Source organism: Kitasatospora saccharophila, assembly GCF_039529925.1.
In the GTDB taxonomy this organism is placed as follows: Bacteria; Actinomycetota; Actinomycetes; order Streptomycetales; family Streptomycetaceae; genus Kitasatospora; species Kitasatospora saccharophila.
Genome location: NZ_BAAANS010000010.1, coordinates 41,293 through 64,891, shown reverse-complemented (window position 1 = coordinate 64,891; position 23,599 = coordinate 41,293). Strand labels below are relative to the sequence as shown.

Below are 23,599 nucleotides of genomic sequence, written 5' to 3'. Positions count from 1 at the left end.
GAGGCCGGGGTGCGAGGAGCAGGACGGCAGCGAACCCGTGCCTCGGCGAGGAAGCCCAGGCGCCCCGGGTGCGCCCCGTCCGGCATGCGTCCGCAGTCAACTCCCACGAGCCGCCCCGGAGTCCGCGCCCCTAGTAGCGCGAGGAGAACCCGGGTGTTCACCGGCATCATCGAAGAGCTCGGCGAGGTCGTCTCCATCGAGGAGATCGGCGAATCCTCGCGCATCCGCCTGCGCGGTCCGGTCGTGACGGCCGACGCCCGGCACGGCGACTCGATCGCGGTCAACGGCGTCTGTCTGACCGTCCTCGACGGCAACGAGCAACTGGCCGACCGCGACGGCGAGTTCAGCGCCGACGTGATGCGCGAGACGCTGCGGCGCTCCAGCCTCGGCGTGCTGCGCCCCGGCTCCCGGGTCAACCTGGAGAGGGCGATGGCGCTCGGCGCCCGGCTCGGCGGCCACCTGGTGCAGGGGCACGTCGACGGCACCGGCACGCTGCTCTCCCGCGCGCCCGGCGACCTCGACGCGGACGGGAATCCGCGCTGGGAGGTACTGCGTTTCAGCCTTCCGCAGCCGATCTCGCGCTACCTGGTGGAGAAGGGGTCGATCACCGTGGACGGAGTGAGCCTGACCGTCGTCGAGGCGGCCGCCGACTCGTTCACCGTCTCGCTGATCCCCGCCACCCTCGCCCTCACCACGCTGGGCGCCAAGCAGGTCGGCGAGCCCGTCAACCTCGAAGTGGACGTCCTCGCCAAGTACGTCGAGCGGCTGCTCGACTCCCGTGCGCTGCCCGACACCCTGGGGGGTACCAAGTGAGCTCCTTCGCCGAACTGACCTTCACCGCCTTCGGCGAGCAGGTGAAGGTCGCCGACATGGTCGGCAACCTGATAGGCCTGACCGGCCTGGTCCTCGGCTGGCGCCGCTCGGTGCTGACCTGGCCCGTCCAGCTGCTGGCCGGCGCGGTGCTGATCACCGCCTTCTGGAACAGCCAGATGCCCGGCCTGATCGGCAAGCAGGCGATCGTCGTGGTCGCCTCGGTCTGGGGCTGGACGCAGTGGCAGCGCGGCCGCCGCGACACCGGCGAGGTCGAGGTCCGCTTCGCGAACTGGACCGAGCGGGCCGTGCTGGTGGCCGCCACCGCGGCCGGCACCGCCGCCGTCGCCGCGCTCTTCCACGCCAACCCGCAGCTGTCCTGGAACCCGCTGCTGGACGCGTACATCTTCGTCGGCACGCTCGCCGCGATGTACGCCCAGGCCCGCGGCTGGGTCGAGTTCTGGTTCGCCTGGATCGCCGTGGACCTGATCAGCGTCCCGTACTCGTACGCCCACGGCTACGTCTTCTCCGCCCTCACCTTCACCGTCTACTTCGTCCTGGTGGTGGCCGGCCTGGCCAGCTGGTGGACGAAGGCCCGGGCGGCCCGCACCGCCCCGATCCCCACCGGAGCCGCCGCATGAGCACCGAGCCCGCCGAACAGCCGCTCGCCCTCGACCCGGTCGAGCGCGCCGTCGCCGACATCGCCCTCGGCCGCGCCGTGATCGTGGTCGACGACGAGGACCGCGAGAACGAGGGCGACATCGTCTTCGCCGCCTCCGCGGCCACCCCCGAGCTGCTGGCCTTCACCGTCCGGTACTCCTCCGGCGTGATCTGCGTCCCGATGACCGGCGAGGAGCTCGACCGGCTCAAGCTGCCCCCGATGACCCGGGTCAACGAGGACCGCAAGGGCACCGCGTACGCCGTCTCGGTGGACGCCCGCGACGGCGTCTCCACCGGCATCTCGGCCGCCGACCGGGCCCGCACCGTCAAGCTGCTGGCCAGCCCGGGCACCGAGCCCGCCGACCTGACCCGCCCGGGGCACGTCTTCCCGCTGCGCGCCGTCGACGGCGGCGTGCTGGTCCGCCCCGGCCACACCGAGGCCGCCGTCGACCTGGCCCGGCTGGCCGGGCTCGCCCCGGCGGGCGGCATCGCCGAGGTGGTCAACGACGACGGCACCATGGCCCGGCTGCCCGAACTGCACGCCTTCGCCCGCGCGCACGGCCTGGCGATCATCTCGATCGAGGACCTGATCGCCTACCGCCGCCGCACCGAACTGCACGTCGACCGCGCCGCCGTCACTCAACTGCCCACCGAGCACGGCGAGTTCACCGCCGTCGGCTACCGCGGCACGATCGACGGCACCGAGCACCTGGCCCTGGTGGCCGGCGGCCTGGACGCGGACGGCCGGCTCCCCGACGGCGAGGACGTGCTCGTCCGGCTGCACTCCGAGTGCCTGACCGGCGACGTGTTCGGCTCGCTGCGCTGCGACTGCGGCCCCCAGTTGCAGACCTCGCTGGCCGCCGTCGCCGCGGCCGGCCGCGGCGTGGTGCTCTACCTGCGCGGCCACGAGGGCCGCGGCATCGGCCTGGCCCACAAGCTGCGCGCCTACCAGCTCCAGGAGCAGGGCCTGGACACCGTCGACGCCAACCTCGACCAGGGCCTGCCCGCCGACGCCCGCGACTACTCGATCGCCGCGCAGATGCTCACCGACCTCGGCGTGCGCTCGCTGACCCTGCTCAGCAACAACCCGGCCAAGCAGACCGCGCTCACCGAGCACGGCCTCAAGGTCGCCGCCCGCCGCCCGCTGCCCACCACCGCGAGCGAGCACAACCTGCGCTACCTGCGCACCAAGCGCGACCGGATGGGCCACGACCTGCCGTGGCTCGACGACGACGGCAAGTAAGCGCCCCAGCAAGCAGCCTGACCCACCGTCAGCAACCGAACAGAGGAAGACGCACATGGCCGGCCACGGAGCCCCCGTCCTGTCCCCGGAGAGCCTGGAGAACACCGCCGACCTGCGGGTCGCGGTGGTCGCCGCGCAGTGGCACGAGCAGGTGATGAACGGCCTGCTGGACGGCGCCCGGCGCGCCCTGGAGGAGCTCGGCGCGGCCGACGGCGCCACCGTGCTGCGCGTGCCCGGCACCTTCGAGCTGCCGGTCGCCGCCAAGCGGCTGGCCGACGCGGGCTACGACGCGGTGGTGGCGCTGGGCGTGGTGATCCGCGGCGGCACCCCGCACTTCGACTACGTCTGCCAGGGCGCCACCCTCGGCCTGACCCGGGTGTCGGTGGACACCGGCGTCCCGGTCGGCTTCGGCGTGCTCACCTGCGACACCGAGCAGCAGGCGCTCGACCGGGCCGGGCTGCCCGGCTCCGCCGAGGACAAGGGCCACGAGGCGGTCACCGCCGCGGTGGCCACCGCGGCCGCGCTGCGCGCGCTCGCCAAGGCCCGGGACTGACCGGACGGACACCGGCGGCCGGGGCCCCGGCCGCCCGTCCGGTCGTCCATCCGACTGTCCACGGTGCGAAACCGTTTACCGTACGTCAGCCCGCACCCCGTAAGGTGAGCCCATCATGGCTTCCAAGACATTCGAGGAGCTCTTCGTCGAGCTCCAGCAGAAGGCCGCCACCGGCGACCCCGCGACCTCCCGCACCGCCCAGCTCGTGCAGCAGGGCGTCCACGCGATCGGCAAGAAGGTCGTCGAGGAGGCCGCCGAGGTCTGGATGGCCGCCGAGTACCAGTCGCCCGAGGAGGCGGCGGAGGAGATCTCGCAGCTCCTCTACCACGTCCAGGTGATGATGCTCGCCCGCGGGCTGACGCTCGAAGACGTCTACAAGTACCTCTGAGTCCCACCACATTGATCGCCAACGCGAAGGGTTCGCCTCTCATGCTCCGCATCGCCGTCCCCAACAAGGGTTCGCTCTCGGGTCCCGCGGCGGAGATGCTCCATGAGGCCGGTTACCGGCAGCGCAAGGAGGCCAAGGAACTCGTCCTGGTCGACCCGGACAACCAGGTCGAGTTCTTCTTCCTGCGCCCGCGCGACATCGCCGTCTACGTCGGCTCCGGCCGCCTCGACGTCGGCATCACCGGCCGCGACCTGCTGCTGGACTCGGCCTCCGAGGCCGAGGAGGTGCTCGCGCTCGGCTTCGCCGGCTCGACCTTCCGGTTCGCCAAGCCGGTCGGCACCGAGATCGCGGGCGTCCAGGACCTCGACGGCCTGCGGATCGCCACCTCGTACACCGGCCTGGTCGAGCAGCACCTCGCCGAGCACGGCGTGAAGGCCACCGTCACCAAGCTGGACGGCGCGGTCGAGACCGCGGTGCACCTGGGCGTCGCCGACGTGATCGCCGACGTGGTGGAGACCGGCACCAGCCTGCGCAACGCGGGCCTGGAGGTGTTCGGCGACCCGATCCTGGTCTCCGACGCCGTGGTGATCCGCTCCAAGGGCGCCGGCGAGGACGCCGCGGTCGAGCAGTTCCTGCGCCGCCTGCAGGGCGTGCTGGTGGCCCGCCGCTACGTGCTGATGGACTACGACATCCGCGCCGAGAAGGTCGGCGAGGCCGTCGCCCTCACCCCGGGCCTGGAGTCGCCGACCGTCTCGCCGCTGCACACCGAGGGCTGGGTCGCGGTCCGCTCGATGGTGCTCCGCAAGGAGGCCCAGCGGATCATGGACGACCTCTGGTCGCTCGGCGCCCGCGCCATCCTGGTCACCAACATCCACGCCTGCCGCATCTGACCCGCCACCGGACGGGGGCCGCCACCCCTGGCCCCCGTCCCCCCTGGAGCCACCCGTGTCCACCGCCACCGCCGCCGCCCTGCCCGTCACCTGGGCGCCCCGCCGCAACCGCGCCGTGCTCTACACGCTGTGCGTGGTGATGGTGGTGCTGTTCTCGGTGCTCGCCGTCGCGCTGCCGGAGAGCTGGCAGTTCAACGACCGGGCGATGATGGTCGGTTCCGGCCTGCTGTTCGCCGCGGTCGGCCTGATGCTGGCCCGCCCCAAGGTGGTCGCCGACGAGGCGGGCCTGACGGTGGTCAACTTCGTCCGCAGCCGCCGGCTGTCCTGGGCCGAGGTGGTCCGGGTGAACTTCAAGGCCGGCGACCCCTGGGTGATGCTCGACCTCGCGGACGGCACCGCGCTGGCCGCCGTCGGCATCCAGCCCGGCGGCGGGCGCGAGCAGGCCATCGCCGCCGCCCGCGCGCTGCGCGACCTGGTCGAGCAGCGCGGCGCCGCGCGGGCATGAGCCTGACACGCCCCCGGACGGACGGGTCGAACGGGCCCAAAGAAGCGTTCGGGTATCGTCTACGCTGGTAAAACCGCGGCAAAGCCCCCGCAGTTCCGGGCCGCCCGCGTCCACCCGCGACCAGAGGAGTGACACCTCCCCTCGATGGACGATCCGTCCGGTAGTACCCGCGCCGCCGCGCACGTTTCCAGCCGGGAAAGGCGGGCGGCCCGATGACCACCGCCTGGCTCATGCTGCTCGCGGCCCTCCTGCTCATCCTCGCCAACGGCCTGTTCGTGGCCGCCGAGTTCGCGTTCGTGACCGCCGACCGCGGCACCGTGGAACGCGCCGCGGCCCAGGGCGACCGCAAGGCCAGGAGCCTGTCCAAGGCCCTGCACCAGCTGTCCTTCCAGCTCTCCGGCGCCCAGCTCGGCATCACCATCACCTCGCTGGTGGTCGGCATGCTCGCCGAACCGGCGCTCTCCACCCTGCTCGGCCCGGTGTTCACCGCCGTCGGCCTGCCCGAGTCGGCGGCCCGCGGCACCGCGGTGGTCGTCGGCCTGGTGCTGGCCACCGTGATCCAGATGGTGATCGGCGAACTCGTCCCGAAGAACTGGGCGATCTCCCGCCCGATGCAGGTCGCGCACGCCGTGGTCGGCCCGCAGCGGGTGTTCTCCGCCGCCTGCCGCCCGCTGATCGCCTTCCTCAACGGCTCCGCCGACCGGATCGTCCGGATGTTCGGCGTCGAACCGCAGGAGGAGCTCGGCCACGCCCGCACCGCCGACGAACTCGTCGCGCTGGCCCGGCACTCCTTCCAGGCCGGCGTGATGGACGAGCAGTCCGCGACGCTGTTCGTCCGCACCCTGGGCCTGCGCGAGCTGACCGCCGAGTCCGTGATGACCCCGCGGATCGACGTGGCCGCCCTCCAGGAGGACGCCACCGCCACCGACGTGCTCAACCTCACCCGGGCCACCGGGCTGAGCCGCTTCCCGGTGTACGCCGACAGCCTCGACGAGGTCACCGGCACCGTCACCCTCAAGGACGCCCTGGCCGTCCCCGCCGCCCGGCGCGACCACACCAGGGTCCGCCACCTGTGCGCCCCGCCGCTGCTGGTCCCCGAGACCATGCCCGCCGAGCGGCTGCTGGACCTGCTGCGCGGCCGCGAACCGATGGCCGTGGTGGTCGACGAGTACGGCGGCACCGCCGGCGTCGCCACCATCGAGGACATCGTCGAGGAGGTGGTCGGCGAGGTCCAGGACGAGCACGACCCCGCCGACACCCCCGACCTGCGCCCGCTCGCCCCGCGCGACGGACTGCCGGTCTGGGACGCCGACGGCCGGGCCCGGCTCGACCAGCTCGCCAAGATCGGCCTGAACGCCCCCGACGGCCCGTACGAGACGCTCGGCGGCCTGCTCGCCGACCTGCTCGGCAAGCTCCCCGCCGTCGGCGAACGCGCCCAGCTGCCCGGCTGGGAGCTGACCGTGACCGCCGTCGACCGGCACCGCACCAGCCGGGTGGAGGTCCGCCGGGTTCCCGAGGACGACCGGCACGATCAGGACGGCACCCGATGAGCGCCCTGCAACTCGCCTTCTCGCTGCTCCTGCTGCTCGGCAACGCCTTCTTCGTCGGCGCCGAGTTCGCCGTCATCTCGGTGCGCCGCAGCCAGATCGAACCGCTCGCCGAGGCCGGCGACAAGCGCGCCCGCACCGTGCTGCACGCGCTGTCCAACGTCTCCGCGATGCTGGCCGCCGCCCAGCTCGGCATCACCGTCTGCTCGCTGCTGCTCGGCGCGCTCGCCGAACCCACCATCGCGCACCTGCTGGAGCCCGCCTTCCACGCCCTCGGCGTGCCCGACTCGGCGATGCACCTGCTGAGCTACGCCATCGCGCTGAGCCTCGTGGTCTTCCTGCACATGGTGATCGGCGAGATGGTCCCGAAGAACCTCGCGCTGGCCGGACCGGAGAGGGCCGCGCTCTGGCTCGGCCCGCCGCTGGACCGGCTGGCCCGCCTGCTCGCCCCGTTCATCGCCTTCCTGAACGCCTTCGCCAACGGCGTGCTGCGGATGTTCCGGGTCGAGCCCAAGGACGAGGTCGACTCGGTCGCCACCAGCGAGCAGCTGCTGCTGATGCTCACCGACTCCGGCGAGGCCGGACTGCTCGACGACAGCCGCCGCGAACGCCTGGAGGACGCCCTGGAGATGGGCAGCCGCCCGGTCACCGAGGTGCTGCTCGCCCCCGAGCAGCTGGTCACCGTGGGCCGCGAGGTCACCGGCGAGGAGATCCAGCGCCTCGCCGTGCGCACCGGCTTCTCCCGCTTCCCGGTCGCCGACGAGCACGGCACCGTCCTCGGCTACCTGCACCTCAAGGACTCGCTGGAGGCCGACGACCTCACCGCGCCGATCCCGGCCCGGCTGTGGCGGCCGATCACCGTGCTGCGCTCCGGCCTGCCGCTGGACGACGCGCTCGCCGCGATGCGCCGCGCCGCCGCCCACCTGGCGGCCGTGGTCGACCCGGACGGGCGCCAGCTCGGCCTGGTCGCCCTGGAGGACGTGCTGGAGGAACTGGTCGGCGAGGTGCACGACCCCGACCACCGGCCCCCCGCCGCCGCCCAGCGCTGACGGCCTCGGGGGTCGGCCCCGGCCGTCGCGGCCGTCCGGTCAGGCCACGGTGACCGTGACCTGGGTGAAGCCCAGCGAGGTCAGCAGACCCGTGAGCATCGTCTTGGTGTTGGTCTCCGCGGTCGCCGTCAGTTCGGTGTCCTTCGCCGCCTTGTCGATCTTCTCGACGGCGAGCATCTCCACCTTGTGCTGGTCCTCCGCGGTGCTGTCCGAGAACAGGTCGCCGAGCCGGTCGAACAGGCCGCGCTCGTGCGAGTACATGTAGGAGCGCTTGACGTCCAGCGCCGCCCCGGCGAGCTGCGCGTGCGGGACGGTGATGGTCGCCGTCCGCCGGTCCTCGGAGACCTTCACCGAGTCCGCCCCGAGCTTGCCGAGGTCCACGTACGCCTCGACGCTGCCCGCACCCACGTACAGGCTGCGGGTGCCCAGGATCGCCGAGGGCAGGAACTTGGCCTCGTTGGCGAGGTCCACGATGACCTGGAAGTCGCCGGTGGCCGCGTTGTAACGGCTCATGTTCTGGATGGACTTGAGCACCACCGGCTGGCTGCGGTCGACGGTCTTCTCGGCGAAGGGGTTGGGCACCCCGGGCAGCCAGCCGAGGTTCGCCATCCCCAGGAACAGTGCCAGGATCACGGCCAGCGTGACCGGCAGGGAGACGTACCAGGGCACCCCGCGGCGCCCGGCCGTCCGCTCATCCGTCCGGCGCGGCGCGGGAGCGTCCCCCGACCGCTGCACACCGGACTTCCGCCCGTCCCCGGCGCTCGGCGCCGGGACGTCCTCCGACCGCTCCGGCCGGGACCTGCGCAGGCCCTTCACCGGTAGCCGTCGATCAGCTCTCCGTACGCCTGCAGCAGGTCCGGCAGGCGCAGCGTCGCCAGGTCCTCCCGGGAGGGGGCGCCGCGCTGGCCGGACAGCCGCAGGTCGCGGTAGGCGCAGGACTTCTCGTACAGGGTGCGGACGAAGCGGCCGTTGCCGAGCTGGTCGATCCAGCCCTCGGTGACGACGTGCCCGCAGATCGAGGACAGTTCCTCGGTCGCGTCCACGTCCCATCCGTCACCGTCGGTCTGCGCCAACTTCAGCCCGATGTCGGTCAGTTCGGCGGGCCGGTAGGAGGGGAAGTCGACCCGGGTGGTGAATCGGGAGTTCAGGCCCGGGTTCGTTGCCAGTAGTCGATTCATGCCGTCCGGGTACCCCGCGAGGATGACAACCAACCTGTCCCGATTGTCCTCCGCCCGTTTCAGGAGCACCTGCAGCGCCTCGTCGCCGTACGCGTCGCCCTTGCTGTAGCCGGAGTTGGCCAGCGAGTACGCCTCGTCTATGAACAGCACGCCGTCCAGCGCCGAGTCGATCAGCTCGTTCGCCTTCACCGCGGTCTGGCCGAGGAACTCGCCCACCAGGTCGGCCCGTTGGGCCTCCACCAGGTGGTCGCCGGAGAGCAGCCCGAGGGCGTGGAAGACCCGGCCGAGGATCCGCGCCACCGTGGTCTTGCCGGTGCCGGACGGGCCGGAGAACACGAAGTGCCGCTTGGGCGGCTGCACCGGCAGCCCGCGGTCGGCGCGCAGCCGGGCCATCCGCAACTGCGCGGACAGCGCCCGCACCTGGCGCTTGACCGGGTCCAGCCCGACCATCGCCTCCAGCTCGGCCAGCGCCTGGTCCAGCTCCAGCCGGGCGGCCGGCGCCGGGTTCGGCCCGGCGGCCGGGACCGCCAGCGCGGCGGGCCAGTTGCCCGGCCGCGGCGGCGCGGCGGGCGGGCCGACGGCCCGCTCGGCCAGCTGCGCCCGGCCCGACTCGGCCGGGGCCGGGTCCTCCTCGGCGCAGGCCTCCTCGCTCACCCCGCCGGAGCCGCCGCGGTACTCCGCCGGCTCCAGCTCCTCCAACTCCTCCAGGGCGCCCAGGGCGGTCGCCGCGCCCCGGTACTCGCCGAACACCTCGCCGTCCAGCAGCCCGTCCTCGGCGGCGATCGCGGCGAGCCGCTGCTCGGTGTCCATGAACGCCGGGTCGGCCCGGTGCACCGCCCGGTACAGCGGCAGCGCCGCCGCGCTGCGCCCCGCGCCCTCGTACGCCCGGGCCAGCCAGTAGCGCAGCTCCTTGCGCTGCGGCTGCTCGGAGCGGCAGCGGGTGAGCGAGGCGGCGAGCGGGCGCTGGGCCTGCGCGCACATGTCGAGCCGGACCCGGGCCATGCCCGCGAACAGGCCGGCCTCGATGCCCAGCACCGGGTCGTCCAGCAGCCGGTCGGTGTCCCGGATCAGCTGCTCCCAGTCCTTGAGCAGGTAGGAGCGGCAGGCGTGCAGGAAGCGCACCGCGGGCTCCTGCTCGGGCGGCGGACACTGGGTCAGCGCCTGTTCCAGCTCGGCCAGGTGACGGCCGTCCAGCCAGTGCGAGGCGTGCGCCAGGGCGAGGTCGCGCGGGGTCTCCAGCACCGGCTGCACCCACCAGCCCAGCCAGTACCAGGAGCTGAGCGGGCGGCGGTGGCGCTCGCGCTGCTCGCCGAAGCGGTCCCGGTGCCGCTGCATCGCCAGCAGGGCGCCCGCGGTGTCGCTGCGCAGCGCGTGCAGGCCGAGCCAGGCGTCGGCCATGCCGGGGTCGACGTAGACCGCGGCGCGGAACTCCTCCTCGGCGCGGGCGTACGAGCCGGCCGTGTAGGCGTCCATGGCACGCGACCAGGCGCGGTCGGCGTCCGGATCCGGACCCGCCGCGGCGGGACCCTTGCCGCCGGAACTCTCCACCGTCACTGACGCCCCCCGCCAGACCTCGGGGCGCTCCTCTGCGCGCCTGCGTGGCATGGTACCGGCGCGGCGCTGATCCGTAAGGGTGGCGCGCGGCTCGAATGGCGCGAGACGATCGCTCGGCGGGGGGCGCGCGGGAGGGCGGGACGGCGCCTCCGGCTCACGGGGGAACAAGCCGGAGACGCCGTGTCTGTGGTTGCGGATTCAACTGATTTCCGCGACACGCAGAACTTAGATCCTGCTGACGTCGCAGGTCAAGAGGGGTCTACGCGAATCACTCAGGGTGCTCCGGAGGATTCGCCCGGTGACCCCGTCGACCAGCGCGTCCGCGTGCGGACGGCTCGGGTCGGCCGCGAAGTGCGCCTGTTCCGCACACGACCAGCCCGCCCAGAACTCGGCCAGTTCCGGACCGTCCCGCAGCTCCCCGCGGGCCCGCGCCGCGGCCTGGTCCAGCTCCATCCACAGCAGCGCCGCCAGGTGCGGGCGCACCGCCCGCCGGCCCGCGCCCACCCCCTCCAGCAGCACCACCGGCGCCACCGGCACCTCCCGCACGGCGCCGAACTCCCGGGCCGTCCAGTCGTACACCGGGTGCCGGCCCACCGCGCCGCGGGACAGCGGCTCCAGCACGCCCGCGCGCAGCCGCTCCGTCCAGCCGAACGGCTCCCGGTGGGTCGCCAGGTCGTCCAGGTGCACCACCGGGGCGCCGCCGAGCGCGGCCGACAGCCGCCCGGCGAAAGTGGTCTTGCCGGAGCCCGCGTGCCCGTCCACCGCGACCAGCCGCACCGGGCCGCCCGGCACGGGCGGCAGCGCGAGCAGGTCCGCGGCCAGCGCGGACAGGCCGGACGCGTCGGGGGAGGGGGTGTCCATCCGGCCAGGGTACGGGGGCCGGGGCCGTCGCCCGCAGGGCGAGGCGGGGTGATCCCGGAGGGCACCGCGTGCGGCGCCCTCGCCAGGACGTCGGACCGCCCGGGGCGGTCCGGCTTCTCGGGTCGTGCGCGGACTCAGGCCGCGCGGCGGTGCTCGCGCTGCGCGGGGACGGACGCGCGCACCGCGCGGTGGGCCCCGGCGTGCGAGAACGGCTGGGTGCGCCAGTCCAGCGCGGTCGGCAGCATGACCAGGTCGCCCAGGCCCTCGCGCTCGGGCTGCTCCTCGCACTCCGGCAGGTCGGCGGTCGGCGCGCCGGTGCCCCGGCAGATCGCGGGCTGGAAGGGGTTCCACGCGGAGGTCAGCACCGCGTGCTGGGGCAGCCGCTCCTCGTCCCCGATCAACGCGATCGGGCGGTCGCACTCCGGGCAGTGCACCCGGACGATCTCCCAGGTGTCGGCCGCGCCCGGGTCCGTCCCGAAGGACGCCTCGGGCGCGCCGGGTTCGTCCTCGACGTCGGGGCGCTGGTCGGTGGAACGCATCGTGATCCCCCTAGGATCGGGCCGGAGCCTCTCGTGGTCCGGGCCACCAGCAGCACTTCCCATTGACGGCACGTCATAACCCTGCACTCCGGCGCACGGTGATGCATTCCTTGTGTTCCTCGCCACATTCCGTTGGCATGTGCCCCCCACATGCGCCCCCGGAGAGCTGCCCGCACGGGCCCGGCCGCGATCGAGTAGGTTGACGCCTTGTGGAGGAACTCGACCAGCGCATCGTCCAGCTGCTGCTGCAGGACGGACGGATGAGCTACACCGACCTGGGCAAGGCCACCGGCCTGTCCACCTCGGCCGTGCACCAGCGGGTGCGCCGCCTCGAACAGCGCGGGGTGATCCGCGGCTACACCGCCATCGTCGACCCCGAGGCGGTCGACCTGGCGCTGACCGCGTTCATCTCGGTCAAGCCCTTCGACCCCAGCGCGCCCGACGACACCCCCGAGCGCCTGGTCGGCCTGCCCGAGATCGAGGCGTGCCACAGCGTCGCCGGCGACGAGAACTACATCCTCAAGGTCCGCGTCCCCGGCCCCGGCGACCTGGAGGACCTGCTCGCCCGGATCCGCACCGCCGCCGGCGTCTCCACCCGCACCACCGTCGTCCTCTCCACCCCCTACGAGGCCCGCCCGCCCAAGCTCTGACCCGCCGCCCCGGTCCGGCCGCCGCTGTCCGCGGTGCGAGACTGGACGCCATGACCGAACGCACCGACCGGACCGTGCTGCTGCGCGGCGGCAACGTCTACAGCCCCGCCGACCCCTTCGCCACCGCCATGCTGGTCGAGGGCCGGCACGTCGCCTGGGTCGGCAGCGACGGAGCCGCCGAGGCGTACGCCGACACCGTCGACGAGATCGTCGAACTGGACGGCGCCCTGGTCACCCCCGCCTTCGTCGACGCCCACGTGCACGCCACCTCCACCGGCCTCGCCCTCACCGGCCTCGACCTCACCGACTACCGCTCGCTCGCCGAAGCCCTGGACCGCACCGCCGCGTTCGGCGCCTCCTTCGCCGGCGGCGCCCTGATCGGCCACGGCTGGGACGAGACCCGCTGGCCCGAGCACCGCGCCCCCGCGCTCGCCGAACTCGACGCCGCCGCCGGGGACGTCCCGCTCTACCTCTCCCGCACCGACGTCCACTCCGGCCTCGCCACCAGCGCGCTGCGCGCCCTCGTCCCCGGCCTGGACGCGCTCCCCGGGTACGACGCCACCGGCCCGCTCACCCGGGACGCCCACCACGCCGTCCGGCAGGCCGCGCTCGCCCACCTCACCCCCGCCCAGCGCCGCGCCGCCCAGCACGCCACCCTGCGCCGGGCCGCCGAACTCGGCATCGGCACCCTGCACGAGTGCGCCGGCCCGCAGATCTCCTCCGCCGAGGACCTCGCCGCGCTGCTCGCCCTCGCCGCCGAGACCGACGGCCCCGAGGTGTACGGCTACTGGGGCGAACTCGGCCCCGAGGGCATCGAGACCGCCCGCCGCCTCGGCGCGGTCGGCGCCGGCGGCGACCTGTTCGTCGACGGCGCCCTCGGCTCGCACACCGCCTGCCTGCACGACCCCTACACCGACGCCGACCACACCGGCACCGCCTACCTGAGCGCCGCCGAGATCGCCGAGCACGTCACCGCCTGCACCGAGGCCGGCCTGCAGGCCGGGTTCCACGCCATCGGCGACGCCGCGATCGCCGCCGTGGTGGAGGGCGTCCGGGCCGCCGCCGACAAGCTCGGCCTCGACCGGGTCAAGGCCGCCCGGCACCGGGTCGAGCACGCCGAGGCGCTCAACTACGAGACCCTCGCCGCGTTCGCCGAACTCGGCCTCACCGCCTCCGTCCAGCCCGCCTTCGACGCCGCCTGGGGCGGCCCCGACGGCATGTACGCCGAGCGCCTCGGCGCCGACCGCGCCGCCGCCCTCAACCCCTTCGCGGCGATGCTGCGCACCGGCGTCCCGCTGGCCTTCGGCTCGGACGCGCCGGTCACCCCGCTCGACCCGTGGGGCACCGTCCGGGCCGCCGCCTTCCACCGCACCCCCGAGCACCGGATCTCGGTCCGCGCCGCCTTCACCGCGCACACCCGCGGCGGCCACCGGGCGCTCGGCCACGACGCCGACGGCGTGCTGGTCCCCGGCGCGGTCGCCTCCTACGCGGTCTGGGCCACCGGCGACCTGGTCGTGCAGGCCCCCGACAGCCGGGTCGCCGGCTGGTCCACCGACCCCCGCTCCGGCACCCCCGGCCTGCCCGACCTCACCCCCGGCGAGCCGCTCCCGGTCTGCCTGCGCACCGTGGTCCGCGGCCGCACCGTCCACCGGCGCACCGCCTGACGGGCCGTCGGGCGCACGGCGCGGGGCCCTCGGGGGAGTGAGGTACCTTTCCTGGGACGTCGAACGAGGTGGAACGCGTGTGCGCCCCCTCCCGGCGGAGACGATCCCGAGGTAGAGAGGTGGTGCGCACAGGTGGCACTGCCCGTTTCGCAGGAGCAGCCGGTGGCCGCGCAGGACCCGGAGCCGCCGGCGCCCGCGCGGGGCACCCGCAAGGCGTGGTGGGCCCGGACGGGGCTGGCCGCGCTGTCCGGCCTGGCGCTGGCGTTCGCGTTCCCGCCGTTCGACGCGTGGCCGCTGTCGATCCTCGCGGTCGCCGCCCTGGCGCTGCTCACCCGCGGCCGCACCGCCCGGCACGGCGCCTGGATCGGCTTCGCGTTCGGCGTGCCGTTCTTCGTGGTGCTGCTGTCCTGGCTGCGCCCGGTCGGCTGGGACGCCACGGTCGGCCTGTCGCTGATCGAGGCGCTGTTCCTGTCGCTGATGGGCGCCGGCGCGGCGCTCACCTCGAAGCTGCGCGGCTGGCCGCTGTGGGGCGCGGTGCTCTGGGTCACCCAGGAGTGGATGCGCGACCGGCTGCCGTTCGGCGGCTTCCCGTGGGGCCGGCTGGCGTTCGCCAACACCGCCAGCCCGCTCACCCCGCTGGCCGCGCTCGGCGGCGCCCCGCTGGTGACCTTCGCGGTCGCCGCCGCCGGCACCCTGCTGGCCTGGGCCGTGCTCAGCGCCGCCCGGGCCCGCCGCACCGACACCGAGATGCCCTGGCGCACCGCGGTGGGCGCGGTGGGCGCGCTCGCGCTGGTGCTGGTCGGCTACGCGGTGCCGGTGCCCACCTCGGCCGACGACACCGTCAAGGTCGCCCTGGTCCAGGGCAACGTGGACCGCCCCGGCATGGACTTCCTGGGCCGCCCGATGGAGGTGCTGGACAACCACGCCACCGCCACCGAGCGGCTCGCCGCCGACATCGCGGCCGGCCGGGCCGCCAGGCCCGACGTGGTGATCTGGCCGGAGAACGCCTCCGACCTGGACCCGTTCACCGACCCGGCCGCGTACGCCCGGATCGACGAGGCGGTCAAGGCGGTCGGCGTGCCCACCCTGGTCGGCGCCCTGGTCGACGGCCCCGACGAGCAGCACGTGCAGAACGAGGGCATCGTCTGGGACCCGGCCACCGGCCCCGGCGCCTCCTACACCAAGCAGCACCCGGTGCCGTTCGGCGAGTACGTGCCGTTCCGCACCGAGCTGTCCAAGGTGATCAGCCGCCTGCAGCGGGTCGCCCGGGACTTCTACCCCGGCGACCACAACGGCGTGATGCAGCTCGGCCCGGCCCGGATCGGCGACGTGATCTGCTTCGAGGTCGCGTACGACGAGATCGTCCGGGACGCCGTCAACCAGGGCGGCCGGGTCATCGTCGTGCAGACCAACAACGCCACCTACAACCGGACCGGGCAGACCGAGCAGCAGCTCGCGATGTCCCGGCTGCGGGCCGTCGAGCACGGCCGGGCGGTGCTGATCGCGGCGACCAGCGGCGTCTCCGCGGTGATCGCCCCGGACGGCACGGTGGAGCAGCGCACCGGCGAGATGGAGCAGGCCGTGCTGAACGCGGTGGTGCCGCTGCGCGACGGCACCACCGTCGCGGACCGGGTCGGCGCGGCGCCCGAGTGGGTGCTGGCCGTGGGCGGCGTGCTGGTCTGCGCGTTCGCGGCGACCGGCGCGGTGCGCCGGCGCAGGGCGCAGGGCCGCGCCGCCGCCGAGCGGGAGGCCGACGCCGCGGCCTGAGCCGCGGCCGGCCGCCGACGGCCCCGGGAACCGCGCCGTGACCCCTCCGACCCCGTCGGACCAGGAACACGGCGGGCCCCGGGGCCGTTGTGCTGGGTGGTGCCGTGGACGCGGCCGGAGAGGCCGGCCGCCGCGGAGAGCACCGCGATGGAGTGGATCCGTACCGTGTCCCAGCAAGCAACCCCGGCCCGCCCGGCCCGCCGAGGCAGGCTCGCCCGAACCGTGCCGCTGCTGGTCGCCGCCTGGCTGGTGCTGGAGATCTGGCTGCTCACGGTGGTGGCCGGCTGGATCGGCTGGTTCCTGACGCTCGTGCTGCTGGTCGGCGGGGTGTTCCTCGGCGGCACGGTGATCAAGCGGGCCGGGGCGCGGGCCTTCCGCGCCGCGGTCGAGCTGTCCAAGGACCCGCAGTCCGCGCAGCCGCAGACCGGCACCTCGATGACGGTGCTGGCGGGCGTCCTGCTGATGATCCCCGGCTTCCTGTCCGACCTGCTGGCACTGACCCTCCTGCTGCCGCCGACCCGCGCGCTGTGGCGCGCCGTCGGCCGCCGGATCACCGGCTCGGCGCTGCGCTCCACCTCCCCGGTCGGCGCGGACCGGTTCGCCGACGCGATGCGCCTGCAGGAGCAGCTGCGGATCCACCGCCCCGACGGCAAGGTCGTCCAGGGCGAGGTCGTCGACCCGCCGGCCGGCCCGCGCGGCCCGGCCGGTCCGGACACCGGGTACCGCCCGCCGATCACGCCCTGACGGCCCGGCCCGGCCGGGCCGCGACCGCGGTCCCGACCCGACGCCCGGCGCGATCACGAGCCCGGCCTGACGCCCGACGGTCGCGGACGCCGAGGACGGGCGGGAACGCCGAAGGGCCCCCGGGGGGAACCGGGGGCCCTTCGGCGTGGTGCGGCGTCCGGCTGTCAGGCGGACTTGCGCGAGTCGCGCGGGTGGATCGCCAGGTTCATCCCGCCGGAGCGCAGGACGGCCAGGCGCTCGGCCAGGACCTCCTCCAGCTCCTCACGGGTACGGCGCTCCATCAGCATGTCCCAGTGGGTGCGGGTGGGCTTGGTCTTCTTCTCCTCCGGCTCCTCGCCGTCGAGGAGGGCGGCCTCCTGGCCGCAGAAGCGGCACTCCCACACCACGGGGATCTCCGCCTCGACCGAGAACGGGACCTCGAAGCGGTGTCCGTTCTGACATGCGTACTCGACGGTCTGGCGCGGTGCCAGGTCAATGCCGCGGTCGGTCTCGTAGCTGGTCGCCCCGAGTCGCGTGCCGCGGAGAGCTCGCTCGCTCATGAATCGTGCCTCCCGGGCTTCTTGCCCACAGGACTAGTGGTCGCTGTCTTCGTCGCTGGGTCCAACGCTCGACCTCCGACGAAGATTCCCGTCCGGGACATACGTCGCCTGTCGTGCCGCCCCTGTTTGTACCCATGGTGGCCCGTTTTGTCACATCTGCGCGGTGTTATCACCCGGCGTGTCACATTTTGTGCACTTATGGTCCGCCGAAGCCCGCCGGGGCGACCGGCACTTCCGCCGGACCTTCTTACCAGAGCGGACGGGGGCGCACCGGCGGGGTTCCCCCGGCCGGCTCACCGACCGGCTCGCCGGTCAGGTCCTTCACCAGGTTCGCCGGGGCCGGCTCCGCCACCACCTCGGCGAGCACCGGGGCCGGGGCGGCCGCCCCGGCGCGGGCGTCGCGGTGCGGCAGCAGCGCCGCCACCGCCTCCCGCAGCGGGGCCGGGGCGTCCTCGTCCAGCGGGTCGACGGTGACCGGGACCTGCAGCCGGACCGGGGCCGCGGCGCCGATCCGGGCGTAGCCGCGCCCGGGCGGGGTGTGCGCGGCGGGCGCGATGTCCAGCGGGCCGCCGAGCGCGGCCGGGCCGGACTCGGCGTTCACCGGGCCGAGCACCACCCGGGTGCGGGTGCAGGTCCGGACGGTCGGGGAGATCCGCTCCCGGGCCTCCAGCACGTCCGCGAACACCACCGTCACCCGGGCCGCCCGGCCGTGCCGCAGCGGCACCTCCAGCAGCTCCTGCGGGTCGGTGCGGCCCTCGGCGCGGGCCAGTTCGGACAGCTCGGTGAGGCGGTCCAGCAGGATCCACAGCGGACGGGTCACGTCGGCCGGCGCCGACAGCCCGTGGTGCCGGGCCGCGTTCAGCGCCACCAGCCGCCGCTCGGTCTCCCGCGCGCACCACTCCAGCGCGGCCAGCGCCCCGTGCAGGCTGGTCTCCACGGTGTGCACGCCCGGACGGTTCACCAGGCAGGCGTGCTCGCCGGTGCTCGCCCCGTCCACCACCACCAGGTCGCCGTGCGGGAGCGCCTGCAGCGCGATCGAGCGCAGCAGCGTCGAGGTGCCGTGGCCGGGCGCGCCCAGCGCCAGCAGGTGCGGTTCGGCCGAGCGCGGGCCGACCCGCCAGATCACCGGCGGCTGCTGCTCGGTGACGCCGCCCTGCTCGACCGGGATGGTGCGGTGGCTGCCCGCCTCGTCGGTGAAGCCGAGCACGATCTCGCCCGGCGCGGTGACGAAGCGCTGCGCGGCGACGTCGGCGGGCAGCGGGGCCAGCGCCGCCACCCGCAGCCGGTTGGACTCCTCGTCCCAGTCGAAGCGGTACTCCCGCGAGCGCCCCGCCTTGCCCTGCACCACCTGCTCGATCCGGGCCCGGGCGGCCGGCTCGGTGTCGGTGAAGTACGCCGGGTAGGCGATCTCCAGCGCGGCCAGCCGGCCGTCCTGGTCGAAGGCCCACTCGCTGAACGCCGACTTCCACTCGCCGTCCACCCGGTACAGCGCGCCCGGGTCGTCGTAGCCGCCGAAGTACGGGGTGAGCGCCGCGTACAGGGCGGGCAGCTTGACGTCCGCGGCGTCCGGCACGGGCTCCGACGGGGTCTTGGGGGAGCGTCCGACCCAGGCCGCCGAGGCGACCAGGGCGACGATCGCCAGCAGCGGCCCGTGCGGCAGCAGGAAGACGCCGAGCAGCACGGCCGCGCCGACCAGCAGCGTCGGGCCGCGCCGCTCCTTCGGGGTGGCCGCCCAGCGGGCCTTGGCCCAGTCGGCGTGGCGGCGCAGGCCGCGGCCGATCAGGGCCAGCGGCGCGAACACGTCGGCGGCGTGGTCGCCGGCGCTGCGGGCGAGGTCGCGGCCCCGGGTGAAGTGGCGGGTGAGGGACATGCGGGCTCCGGAGGGCAGGGAGGGGACGGGAGCGGGGGGACGGCGGGGAACCGGCCGGGGGAGGTTGGCAGAAGGCCCGGGGCGGTGGGGATGTCCGCGCCCGGGCCGTGAGGAGCAGGGACCGCTCAGAACTTCAGGCCGCCGATCAGGCTGGCCAGGCTCGCGCCGCCCGCCTGGATGCTCGGGGCGATCGAGGAGCCCGCGACGTAGAAGCCGAACAGCGCGCACACCAGGGCGTGCGAGATCTTCAACCCGTCCCGGCGGAAGAACAGGAAGGCGATGACGCCGAACAGGACGATGCCGGAGATGGAGAGAATCACGGGATTGCTCCTCACGAGGGGCGGGGACGGTGTGACGGAAAGTGCCTCAATGGTGACAAGAAGTAATAGATGATGGGGTGCGGCAAACGGGTGGATCTCACCCGGGCACCCGGATCGGCGGTATACGTCCCGCGGTTCGGCGACGCACGGGGCCAGTGGATCGCACCGGCGCAGTCAGGCGTCCCCGCGCGGGGCGCGCCCGCGCCCCGCGCACCCGGAATTCGCCCGAACGGCGCTGCCGCACCGCACCCCGGCGGGCCCGCCGGGGCGTCCGCTAGCGTTCGCGGTGGCACCAGCAGGACGAGTCGCGGCCCGCACGGCCGCCCACCCGGAAGGCGGAACACCCCATGACCGACCCCACCGCGCAGACCGGCACCCCCGCGACCGACGGACCCGCCGGGCAGCCGGACGCCGAGGTGATCGCCCTGGCCGGGCGGCTCTTCGACGCCGCCCGCACCGGCGACGCCGCGCTGCTGGCCGCCTACCTCGCCGCGGGCACCCCCGCCGATCTGACCAACGACCGCGGCGACACCCTGCTGATGCTCGCCGCGTACCACGGCCACGCCGCCGCCGTCACCGCGCTGCTGGAGCACGGCGCCGAAGCCGACCGGGCCAACGACCGGGGTCAGACCCCGCTGGCCGGCGCCGTCTTCAAGGGCGCCACCGAGGTCGTCGAGGCGCTGCTCGCCCACGGCGCCGACCCGCGGGCCGGGACGCCCTCCGCGCTGGACGCGGCCCTGATGTTCGGCAAGGACGAGCTGGTCGCCCGCCTCACCCGGGGCTGAGCCGGTCCGGGCCCGGCCCGCGCGCTCGCGCCCGGGGCCGGGTGCTCGGCCCGGGTGCTCGGACCGGACCGGGCCGGGCCCGGACCGCGGGTTCGGGTCGGGGGCCAGGGGCGGGGTCGGGGGCGGGAGGCGGGCCCGTACCCTGGGCGCCATGGAGATCCGCACCACCGGCTTCGGACACCCCGACGCCCAGCAGCTCGCCGCCGACGTCCAGCAGGAGTACGTCCGCAGGTACGGCGACGGCGACCAGACCGCCATCCGCACCGACCACTTCGACCCGCCCGCCGGGCTGTTCGTGATCGGCTACCAGGACGGGCGGCCGGTGGCCTGCGGCGGATGGCGGGCCAAGGAGCGGGACGCGGACGGGCTGCGCGACGGGGACGCCGAACTCAAGCGGATGTACGTCGTCCCGGAGGCCCGCGGCCAGGGCCACGCCCGCGCCGTGCTGCGCCACCTGGAGGACACCGCCGTCGCCGCCGGGCGGACCCGGCTGGTGCTGGAGACCGGCACCCTGCAGCCCGAGGCGATCGCGCTCTACACCTCCGAGGGCTACGCCGAGATCCGCAAGTTCGGCTACTACAAGGACCACGAGCAGAGCGTGTGCATGGGCAAGGAGCTCGTCCCCGCCGCCGCGGCACCGGGCGCCGACCTGCGCCAGCTGTAACTTTCTCGTCCGTCCGGCCGACCGGGGCGGCCGCGGACCCGGGGTGCCGGGACCGCGGCCGCCGTGTCGTTTCGGGATCCCGCCGCAGGTCGGAGCGGTGGGTGTCGAAGGGCAGTCGAACGCGGGTCGAAAATTTCGCACCCCGGTGGGTGGCGGAGGGCGGCCGGGCCTCCGTTGCCGGGGCCGCGCGGGCCGCCGTACGGTCCGTGCACCCCACCCACCCCCGGAAGGACGAACCATGGCTGCACCGTCGCACGCAGCGCACCGGCCCGGGCGCGCCCTCGCGGCGCTCGCCCTCGCGGCCGCCGGTGGACTGCTGGCCGCCGCCACCATCGGCAGCGGCCCGGCCGGCGCCGCGGGCACCACGCTGCGCGACCTCGCCGAGGCCAAAGGCAGCTACTTCGGCACCGCCCTGACCCAGTCCAACCTGAACAGCTCCACCATCACCGCCATCGCGGGCACCCAGTTCGACATGGTCACCCCCGGCAACGAGATGAAGTGGGACACCACCGAACCCTCCGCCGGGAACTTCAACTTCGGCCCCGGCGACCAGATCGTCTCCTTCGCCAAGGCCCACAGCATGCGGGTGCGCGGCCACACCCTGGTCTGGCACAGCCAGCTGCCCAACTGGGTCAGCAGCCTTCCCACCGCCCAGGTGCAGGCCGCGATGGAGAACCACATCACCACCGAGGCCACCCACTACAAGGGCCAGGTCTACTCCTGGGACGTCGTCAACGAGCCGTTCAACGAGGACGGCACGCTGCGCACCGACGCCTTCACCAACGCCATGGGCTCCGGCTACATCGCCGACGCGCTGCGCACCGCGCACGCCGCCGACCCGAACGCCAAGCTGTACCTGAACGACTACAACATCGAGGGCCTGGGCGCCAAGAGCGACGCCATGTACCAGCTGGTGTCCACGCTCAAGCAGCAGGGCGTGCCGATCGACGGCGTCGGCTTCGAGAGCCACTTCATCGTCGGCCAGGTGCCCAGCACCCTGAAGGCCAACATCCAGCGCTTCACCGCGCTCGGCGTCAACGTCGCCATCACCGAGCTGGACGACCGGATGCCCGTCCCGGCCAGCGCCGCCAACCTCGCCCAGCAGGCCACCGACTACGCCAACGTGGTCAACTCCTGCCTCGCGGTGACCGGTTGCGTGGGCGTCTCGCAGTGGGGCGTCGGCGACCCGGACTCCTGGATCCCGGACTTCTTCTCCGGCTACGGCGCGGCCACCATGTACGACGCCAACTACCAGCCGAAGGCCGCGTACAACGCGGTGGTGACGGCGCTCGGCGGCAGCACCTCCTCGCCGTCCCCGTCCTCCTCCGCCTCGGCCTCGCCGTCCCCCTCGGCCTCCTCCTCGCCGTCGGTGCCGCCGACCGGGGCGGCCTGCAAGGTCAGCACCCAGGTCAGCGCCTGGAACACCGGCCTGACCGAGAACGTGACGGTCACCAACACCGGCGGCAGCGCCGTGAACGGCTGGACGCTGGCCTTCACGCTGCCCGGCGGGCAGAGCGTCACCAACGCCTGGAACGCGACCGTCAGCCCGGCCACCGGCCAGGTCGGCGCGAGCAACCTGGCGTACAACGCGGCGATCCCGGCTGGCGGCTCGACCAGCTTCGGCTTCCAGGCCAACCACACCGGCAACGCCGCCGCCGCGACCGGCTTCACCCTCAACGGGGTTGCCTGCGCGGCGGGTTGATCCAGGGGCGGACGGGACCAGGACCGGGTCGAACGGGGGCGGTCCGGGACCGTCCGGCTCCGTGCCGGGCGCCTCGCGGGTGGCGGCCGGTAGCGCGGTGGGGGCGGTGCGGCGCCCCCACCGCGCACTTCCGCGTCCGGCCGCGGACCGGGCGGGCCGCCGGCCGGGCGGGGGCTTCCCCGGGCGGGGGCTTCCCCGGTCGGGGAAAAGCGTTGGCGGGGGGCCGTGCGGTGCGGCATCGTGGCGGGCGATGACTGGACACGACAGCGGTGCGGCGGCGGAACTGGACGCGGACGGACTCCGGCGGATCGCCGGGAGGTTGGCGCGGATCGGCGGGATCGTCGGCGTCTGCCTGGGCGGCAGCCGGGCCCGCGGCGCGCACACCCCCGAGTCCGACTACGACCTCGGCCTGTACTACCGCCCCGGCGAACTCGACACCGGGGCCCTGCGCGAACTGGCCGCCGAGCTGTGCGGCGCCCCGGTCGAGGTCGCCGAGCCCGGCGACTGGGGCCCCTGGGTGGACGGCGGCGCCTGGCTGGACATCGGCCCCGCCCGGGTCGACTGGCTGTACCGGGACGTCCGGCGGGTGCGCCACTACGCCGCCGAGGCCCGCCTCGGCCGGTACGAGAGCGGCCAGCAGCCCGGCCACCCGTACGGCGTGCCCTCCTACTCCTACCTCGGCGAACTCGCACTCGCCCGGGTACTGGCCGACCCGACCGGGGAGTTGACCGCGCTGCGGGACGAAGTCCACTGCTTCCCGGCCGAGTTGACCCGGCGGCTGGAGGCGGACGCCGCCTGGGAGGCGCCGTTCGCGCTGGTCAACGCCCGCAAGGGGGCCAAGCGCGGGGACGCCGCCTACGTCGCCGGGTGCCTGTTCCGGGCCGTCGGCCTGCTGGTGCACGCGCTGCACGCCCGGGCCGGGCAGTGGGTCGTCAACGAGAAGGGCGCGGTCGCCTCGGCCGGCCGACTGCCCTGCGCGCCACCGGAGTTCGAGCGCCGCGCCCAGCAGCTGTTCCGGTTCGCCGGCACCGACCCGGTAAGCCTGGCCGCCGCACTGGACGCGGCGGACGCCCTGACCGCCGAGGTGCTGGCCGGGGCGGCGGGCCACTGACGGGCA

General features: G+C 74.5%; 24 protein-coding genes. 17 read left to right on the top strand and 7 right to left on the bottom strand.

From position 1 onward, the window contains the following. The first annotated feature begins 153 nt into the window (after positions 1-153). The 9 genes from ABD345_RS09850 to ABD345_RS09810 all read left to right on the top strand — a co-directional run bounded on the left by ABD345_RS09850 (position 154) and on the right by ABD345_RS09810 (position 7,645). On the top strand, positions 154-813 hold the full coding sequence (locus ABD345_RS09850) for a riboflavin synthase (RefSeq protein WP_344551567.1): 660 nt from the start codon (positions 154-156) through the stop codon (positions 811-813). Next, a complete protein-coding gene (locus ABD345_RS09845) occupies positions 810-1,451 on the top strand; it encodes a nicotinamide mononucleotide transporter family protein (protein ID WP_344551566.1) in 642 nt (213 codons plus the stop codon). Before ABD345_RS09850 ends, ABD345_RS09845 begins: the two co-directional genes overlap by 4 nt. After that, positions 1,448-2,713 (top strand): bifunctional 3,4-dihydroxy-2-butanone-4-phosphate synthase/GTP cyclohydrolase II, encoded by a 1,266-nt coding sequence (locus tag ABD345_RS09840; RefSeq protein ID WP_344551565.1) that lies wholly within the window; start codon positions 1,448-1,450, stop codon positions 2,711-2,713. Before ABD345_RS09845 ends, ABD345_RS09840 begins: the two co-directional genes overlap by 4 nt. A 55-nt stretch (positions 2,714-2,768) precedes the next feature. Continuing rightward, complete coding sequence (gene ribH, locus ABD345_RS09835) at positions 2,769-3,266, top strand: 6,7-dimethyl-8-ribityllumazine synthase (protein ID WP_344551564.1); 498 nt, start codon at positions 2,769-2,771, stop codon at positions 3,264-3,266. Positions 3,267-3,381: 115 nt separating this feature from the next. Further along, positions 3,382-3,654: a phosphoribosyl-ATP diphosphatase gene (locus ABD345_RS09830; protein WP_344551563.1), complete on the top strand. Its 273-nt coding sequence runs from the start codon at positions 3,382-3,384 to the stop codon at positions 3,652-3,654. 41 nt (positions 3,655-3,695) lie between these two features. Beyond that, positions 3,696-4,544 carry an ATP phosphoribosyltransferase gene (hisG, locus tag ABD345_RS09825; RefSeq protein WP_344551562.1) on the top strand — a complete coding sequence of 283 codons (849 nt, stop codon included), beginning with the start codon at positions 3,696-3,698 and terminating at the stop codon, positions 4,542-4,544. A 55-nt stretch (positions 4,545-4,599) separates the two neighbouring features. Continuing rightward, entirely contained in the window at positions 4,600-5,049 is a 450-nt protein-coding gene (locus tag ABD345_RS09820; protein ID WP_344551561.1) for a PH domain-containing protein, read from the top strand. A 212-nt stretch (positions 5,050-5,261) separates the two neighbouring features. Then, on the top strand, positions 5,262-6,599 hold the full coding sequence (locus tag ABD345_RS09815; protein WP_344551560.1) for a hemolysin family protein: 1,338 nt from the start codon (positions 5,262-5,264) through the stop codon (positions 6,597-6,599). Next, positions 6,596-7,645, top strand: a complete 1,050-nt coding sequence (locus tag ABD345_RS09810; RefSeq protein WP_344551559.1) for a hemolysin family protein — start codon at positions 6,596-6,598, stop codon at positions 7,643-7,645. Before ABD345_RS09815 ends, ABD345_RS09810 begins: the two co-directional genes overlap by 4 nt. Before the next feature lie 39 nt (positions 7,646-7,684). Here ABD345_RS09810 and ABD345_RS09805 read toward each other — a convergent pair whose 3' ends face one another. The 4 genes from ABD345_RS09805 to ABD345_RS09790 all read right to left on the bottom strand — a co-directional run bounded on the left by ABD345_RS09805 (position 7,685) and on the right by ABD345_RS09790 (position 11,777). Continuing rightward, on the bottom strand, positions 7,685-8,314 hold the full coding sequence (locus ABD345_RS09805) for a DUF4230 domain-containing protein (protein WP_344551558.1): 630 nt from the start codon (positions 8,312-8,314) through the stop codon (positions 7,685-7,687). Between the two features lie 143 nt (positions 8,315-8,457). After that, on the bottom strand, positions 8,458-10,296 hold the full coding sequence (locus ABD345_RS09800; RefSeq protein ID WP_344551557.1) for an AAA family ATPase: 1,839 nt from the start codon (positions 10,294-10,296) through the stop codon (positions 8,458-8,460). A 306-nt stretch (positions 10,297-10,602) separates the two neighbouring features. Next, entirely contained in the window at positions 10,603-11,238 is a 636-nt protein-coding gene (locus tag ABD345_RS09795) for a uridine kinase family protein (protein ID WP_344551556.1), read from the bottom strand. Positions 11,239-11,372: 134 nt separating this feature from the next. Then, positions 11,373-11,777, bottom strand: coding sequence for a hypothetical protein (locus ABD345_RS09790; RefSeq protein ID WP_344551555.1), 405 nt, complete (start codon positions 11,775-11,777; stop codon positions 11,373-11,375). Between the two features lie 209 nt (positions 11,778-11,986). Between ABD345_RS09790 and ABD345_RS09785 the strand changes: the two genes are divergently transcribed. The 4 genes from ABD345_RS09785 to fxsA all read left to right on the top strand — a co-directional run bounded on the left by ABD345_RS09785 (position 11,987) and on the right by fxsA (position 16,602). Beyond that, positions 11,987-12,427, top strand: a complete 441-nt coding sequence (locus ABD345_RS09785) for an AsnC family transcriptional regulator (protein ID WP_030912915.1) — start codon at positions 11,987-11,989, stop codon at positions 12,425-12,427. Positions 12,428-12,477: 50 nt separating this feature from the next. After that, positions 12,478-14,091, top strand: a complete 1,614-nt coding sequence (locus tag ABD345_RS09780; RefSeq protein ID WP_344551554.1) for an amidohydrolase — start codon at positions 12,478-12,480, stop codon at positions 14,089-14,091. A 132-nt stretch (positions 14,092-14,223) separates the two neighbouring features. Beyond that, positions 14,224-15,858: an apolipoprotein N-acyltransferase gene (gene lnt, locus ABD345_RS09775; RefSeq protein WP_344551553.1), complete on the top strand. Its 1,635-nt coding sequence runs from the start codon at positions 14,224-14,226 to the stop codon at positions 15,856-15,858. 165 nt (positions 15,859-16,023) lie between these two features. Further along, the gene (gene fxsA / locus ABD345_RS09770; protein WP_344551552.1) at positions 16,024-16,602 is read left to right on the top strand and encodes an FxsA family membrane protein; all 579 of its coding nucleotides are present in this window, start codon (positions 16,024-16,026) and stop codon (positions 16,600-16,602) included. A gap of 164 nt (positions 16,603-16,766) precedes the next feature. Here fxsA and ABD345_RS09765 read toward each other — a convergent pair whose 3' ends face one another. The 3 genes from ABD345_RS09765 to ABD345_RS09755 form a co-directional block, all read right to left on the bottom strand. Beyond that, positions 16,767-17,141, bottom strand: a complete 375-nt coding sequence (locus ABD345_RS09765; protein ID WP_014134296.1) for an RNA polymerase-binding protein RbpA — start codon at positions 17,139-17,141, stop codon at positions 16,767-16,769. A 247-nt stretch (positions 17,142-17,388) separates the two neighbouring features. Then, positions 17,389-19,011, bottom strand: a complete 1,623-nt coding sequence (locus ABD345_RS09760) for a hypothetical protein (protein WP_344551551.1) — start codon at positions 19,009-19,011, stop codon at positions 17,389-17,391. Positions 19,012-19,136: 125 nt separating this feature from the next. After that, positions 19,137-19,331 (bottom strand): hypothetical protein, encoded by a 195-nt coding sequence (locus tag ABD345_RS09755; RefSeq protein ID WP_014134294.1) that lies wholly within the window; start codon positions 19,329-19,331, stop codon positions 19,137-19,139. Positions 19,332-19,678: 347 nt separating this feature from the next. Here ABD345_RS09755 and ABD345_RS09750 point away from each other — a divergent pair, with 347 nt between their 5' ends. The 4 genes from ABD345_RS09750 (at position 19,679) to ABD345_RS09735 (ending at position 23,593) form a co-directional block, all read left to right on the top strand. Continuing rightward, entirely contained in the window at positions 19,679-20,116 is a 438-nt protein-coding gene (locus ABD345_RS09750; protein WP_344551550.1) for an ankyrin repeat domain-containing protein, read from the top strand. A 151-nt stretch (positions 20,117-20,267) separates the two neighbouring features. Further along, entirely contained in the window at positions 20,268-20,780 is a 513-nt protein-coding gene (locus tag ABD345_RS09745) for a GNAT family N-acetyltransferase (RefSeq protein ID WP_344551549.1), read from the top strand. Between the two features lie 238 nt (positions 20,781-21,018). Continuing rightward, on the top strand, positions 21,019-22,482 hold the full coding sequence (locus ABD345_RS09740) for a glycoside hydrolase family 10 protein (protein ID WP_344551548.1): 1,464 nt from the start codon (positions 21,019-21,021) through the stop codon (positions 22,480-22,482). A 250-nt stretch (positions 22,483-22,732) separates the two neighbouring features. Then, positions 22,733-23,593 carry a nucleotidyltransferase domain-containing protein gene (locus tag ABD345_RS09735; RefSeq protein ID WP_344551547.1) on the top strand — a complete coding sequence of 287 codons (861 nt, stop codon included), beginning with the start codon at positions 22,733-22,735 and terminating at the stop codon, positions 23,591-23,593. Positions 23,594-23,599: the final 6 nt, after the last annotated feature.

Excerpts from the sequence above, each read along its gene's own strand:
- ABD345_RS09840 (WP_344551565.1), top strand. The coding sequence starts at position 1,448 with ATGAGCACCGAGCCCGCCGAACAGCCGCTCGCCCTCGACCCGGTCGAG.
- ribH (WP_344551564.1), top strand. The coding sequence starts at position 2,769 with ATGGCCGGCCACGGAGCCCCCGTCCTGTCCCCGGAGAGCCTGGAGAAC.
- ABD345_RS09830 (WP_344551563.1), top strand. The coding sequence starts at position 3,382 with ATGGCTTCCAAGACATTCGAGGAGCTCTTCGTCGAGCTCCAGCAGAAG.
- hisG (WP_344551562.1), top strand. The coding sequence starts at position 3,696 with ATGCTCCGCATCGCCGTCCCCAACAAGGGTTCGCTCTCGGGTCCCGCG.
- ABD345_RS09815 (WP_344551560.1), top strand. The coding sequence starts at position 5,262 with ATGACCACCGCCTGGCTCATGCTGCTCGCGGCCCTCCTGCTCATCCTC.
- ABD345_RS09810 (WP_344551559.1), top strand. The coding sequence starts at position 6,596 with ATGAGCGCCCTGCAACTCGCCTTCTCGCTGCTCCTGCTGCTCGGCAAC.
- ABD345_RS09800 (WP_344551557.1), bottom strand. The coding sequence starts at position 10,296 with ATGGACGCCTACACGGCCGGCTCGTACGCCCGCGCCGAGGAGGAGTTC.
- ABD345_RS09795 (WP_344551556.1), bottom strand. The coding sequence starts at position 11,238 with ATGGACACCCCCTCCCCCGACGCGTCCGGCCTGTCCGCGCTGGCCGCG.
- ABD345_RS09790 (WP_344551555.1), bottom strand. The coding sequence starts at position 11,777 with ATGCGTTCCACCGACCAGCGCCCCGACGTCGAGGACGAACCCGGCGCG.
- ABD345_RS09780 (WP_344551554.1), top strand. The coding sequence starts at position 12,478 with ATGACCGAACGCACCGACCGGACCGTGCTGCTGCGCGGCGGCAACGTC.
- ABD345_RS09765 (WP_014134296.1), bottom strand. The coding sequence starts at position 17,141 with ATGAGCGAGCGAGCTCTCCGCGGCACGCGACTCGGGGCGACCAGCTAC.
- ABD345_RS09760 (WP_344551551.1), bottom strand. The coding sequence starts at position 19,011 with ATGTCCCTCACCCGCCACTTCACCCGGGGCCGCGACCTCGCCCGCAGC.
- ABD345_RS09750 (WP_344551550.1), top strand. The coding sequence starts at position 19,679 with ATGACCGACCCCACCGCGCAGACCGGCACCCCCGCGACCGACGGACCC.
- ABD345_RS09745 (WP_344551549.1), top strand. The coding sequence starts at position 20,268 with ATGGAGATCCGCACCACCGGCTTCGGACACCCCGACGCCCAGCAGCTC.
- ABD345_RS09740 (WP_344551548.1), top strand. The coding sequence starts at position 21,019 with ATGGCTGCACCGTCGCACGCAGCGCACCGGCCCGGGCGCGCCCTCGCG.
- ABD345_RS09735 (WP_344551547.1), top strand. The coding sequence starts at position 22,733 with ATGACTGGACACGACAGCGGTGCGGCGGCGGAACTGGACGCGGACGGA.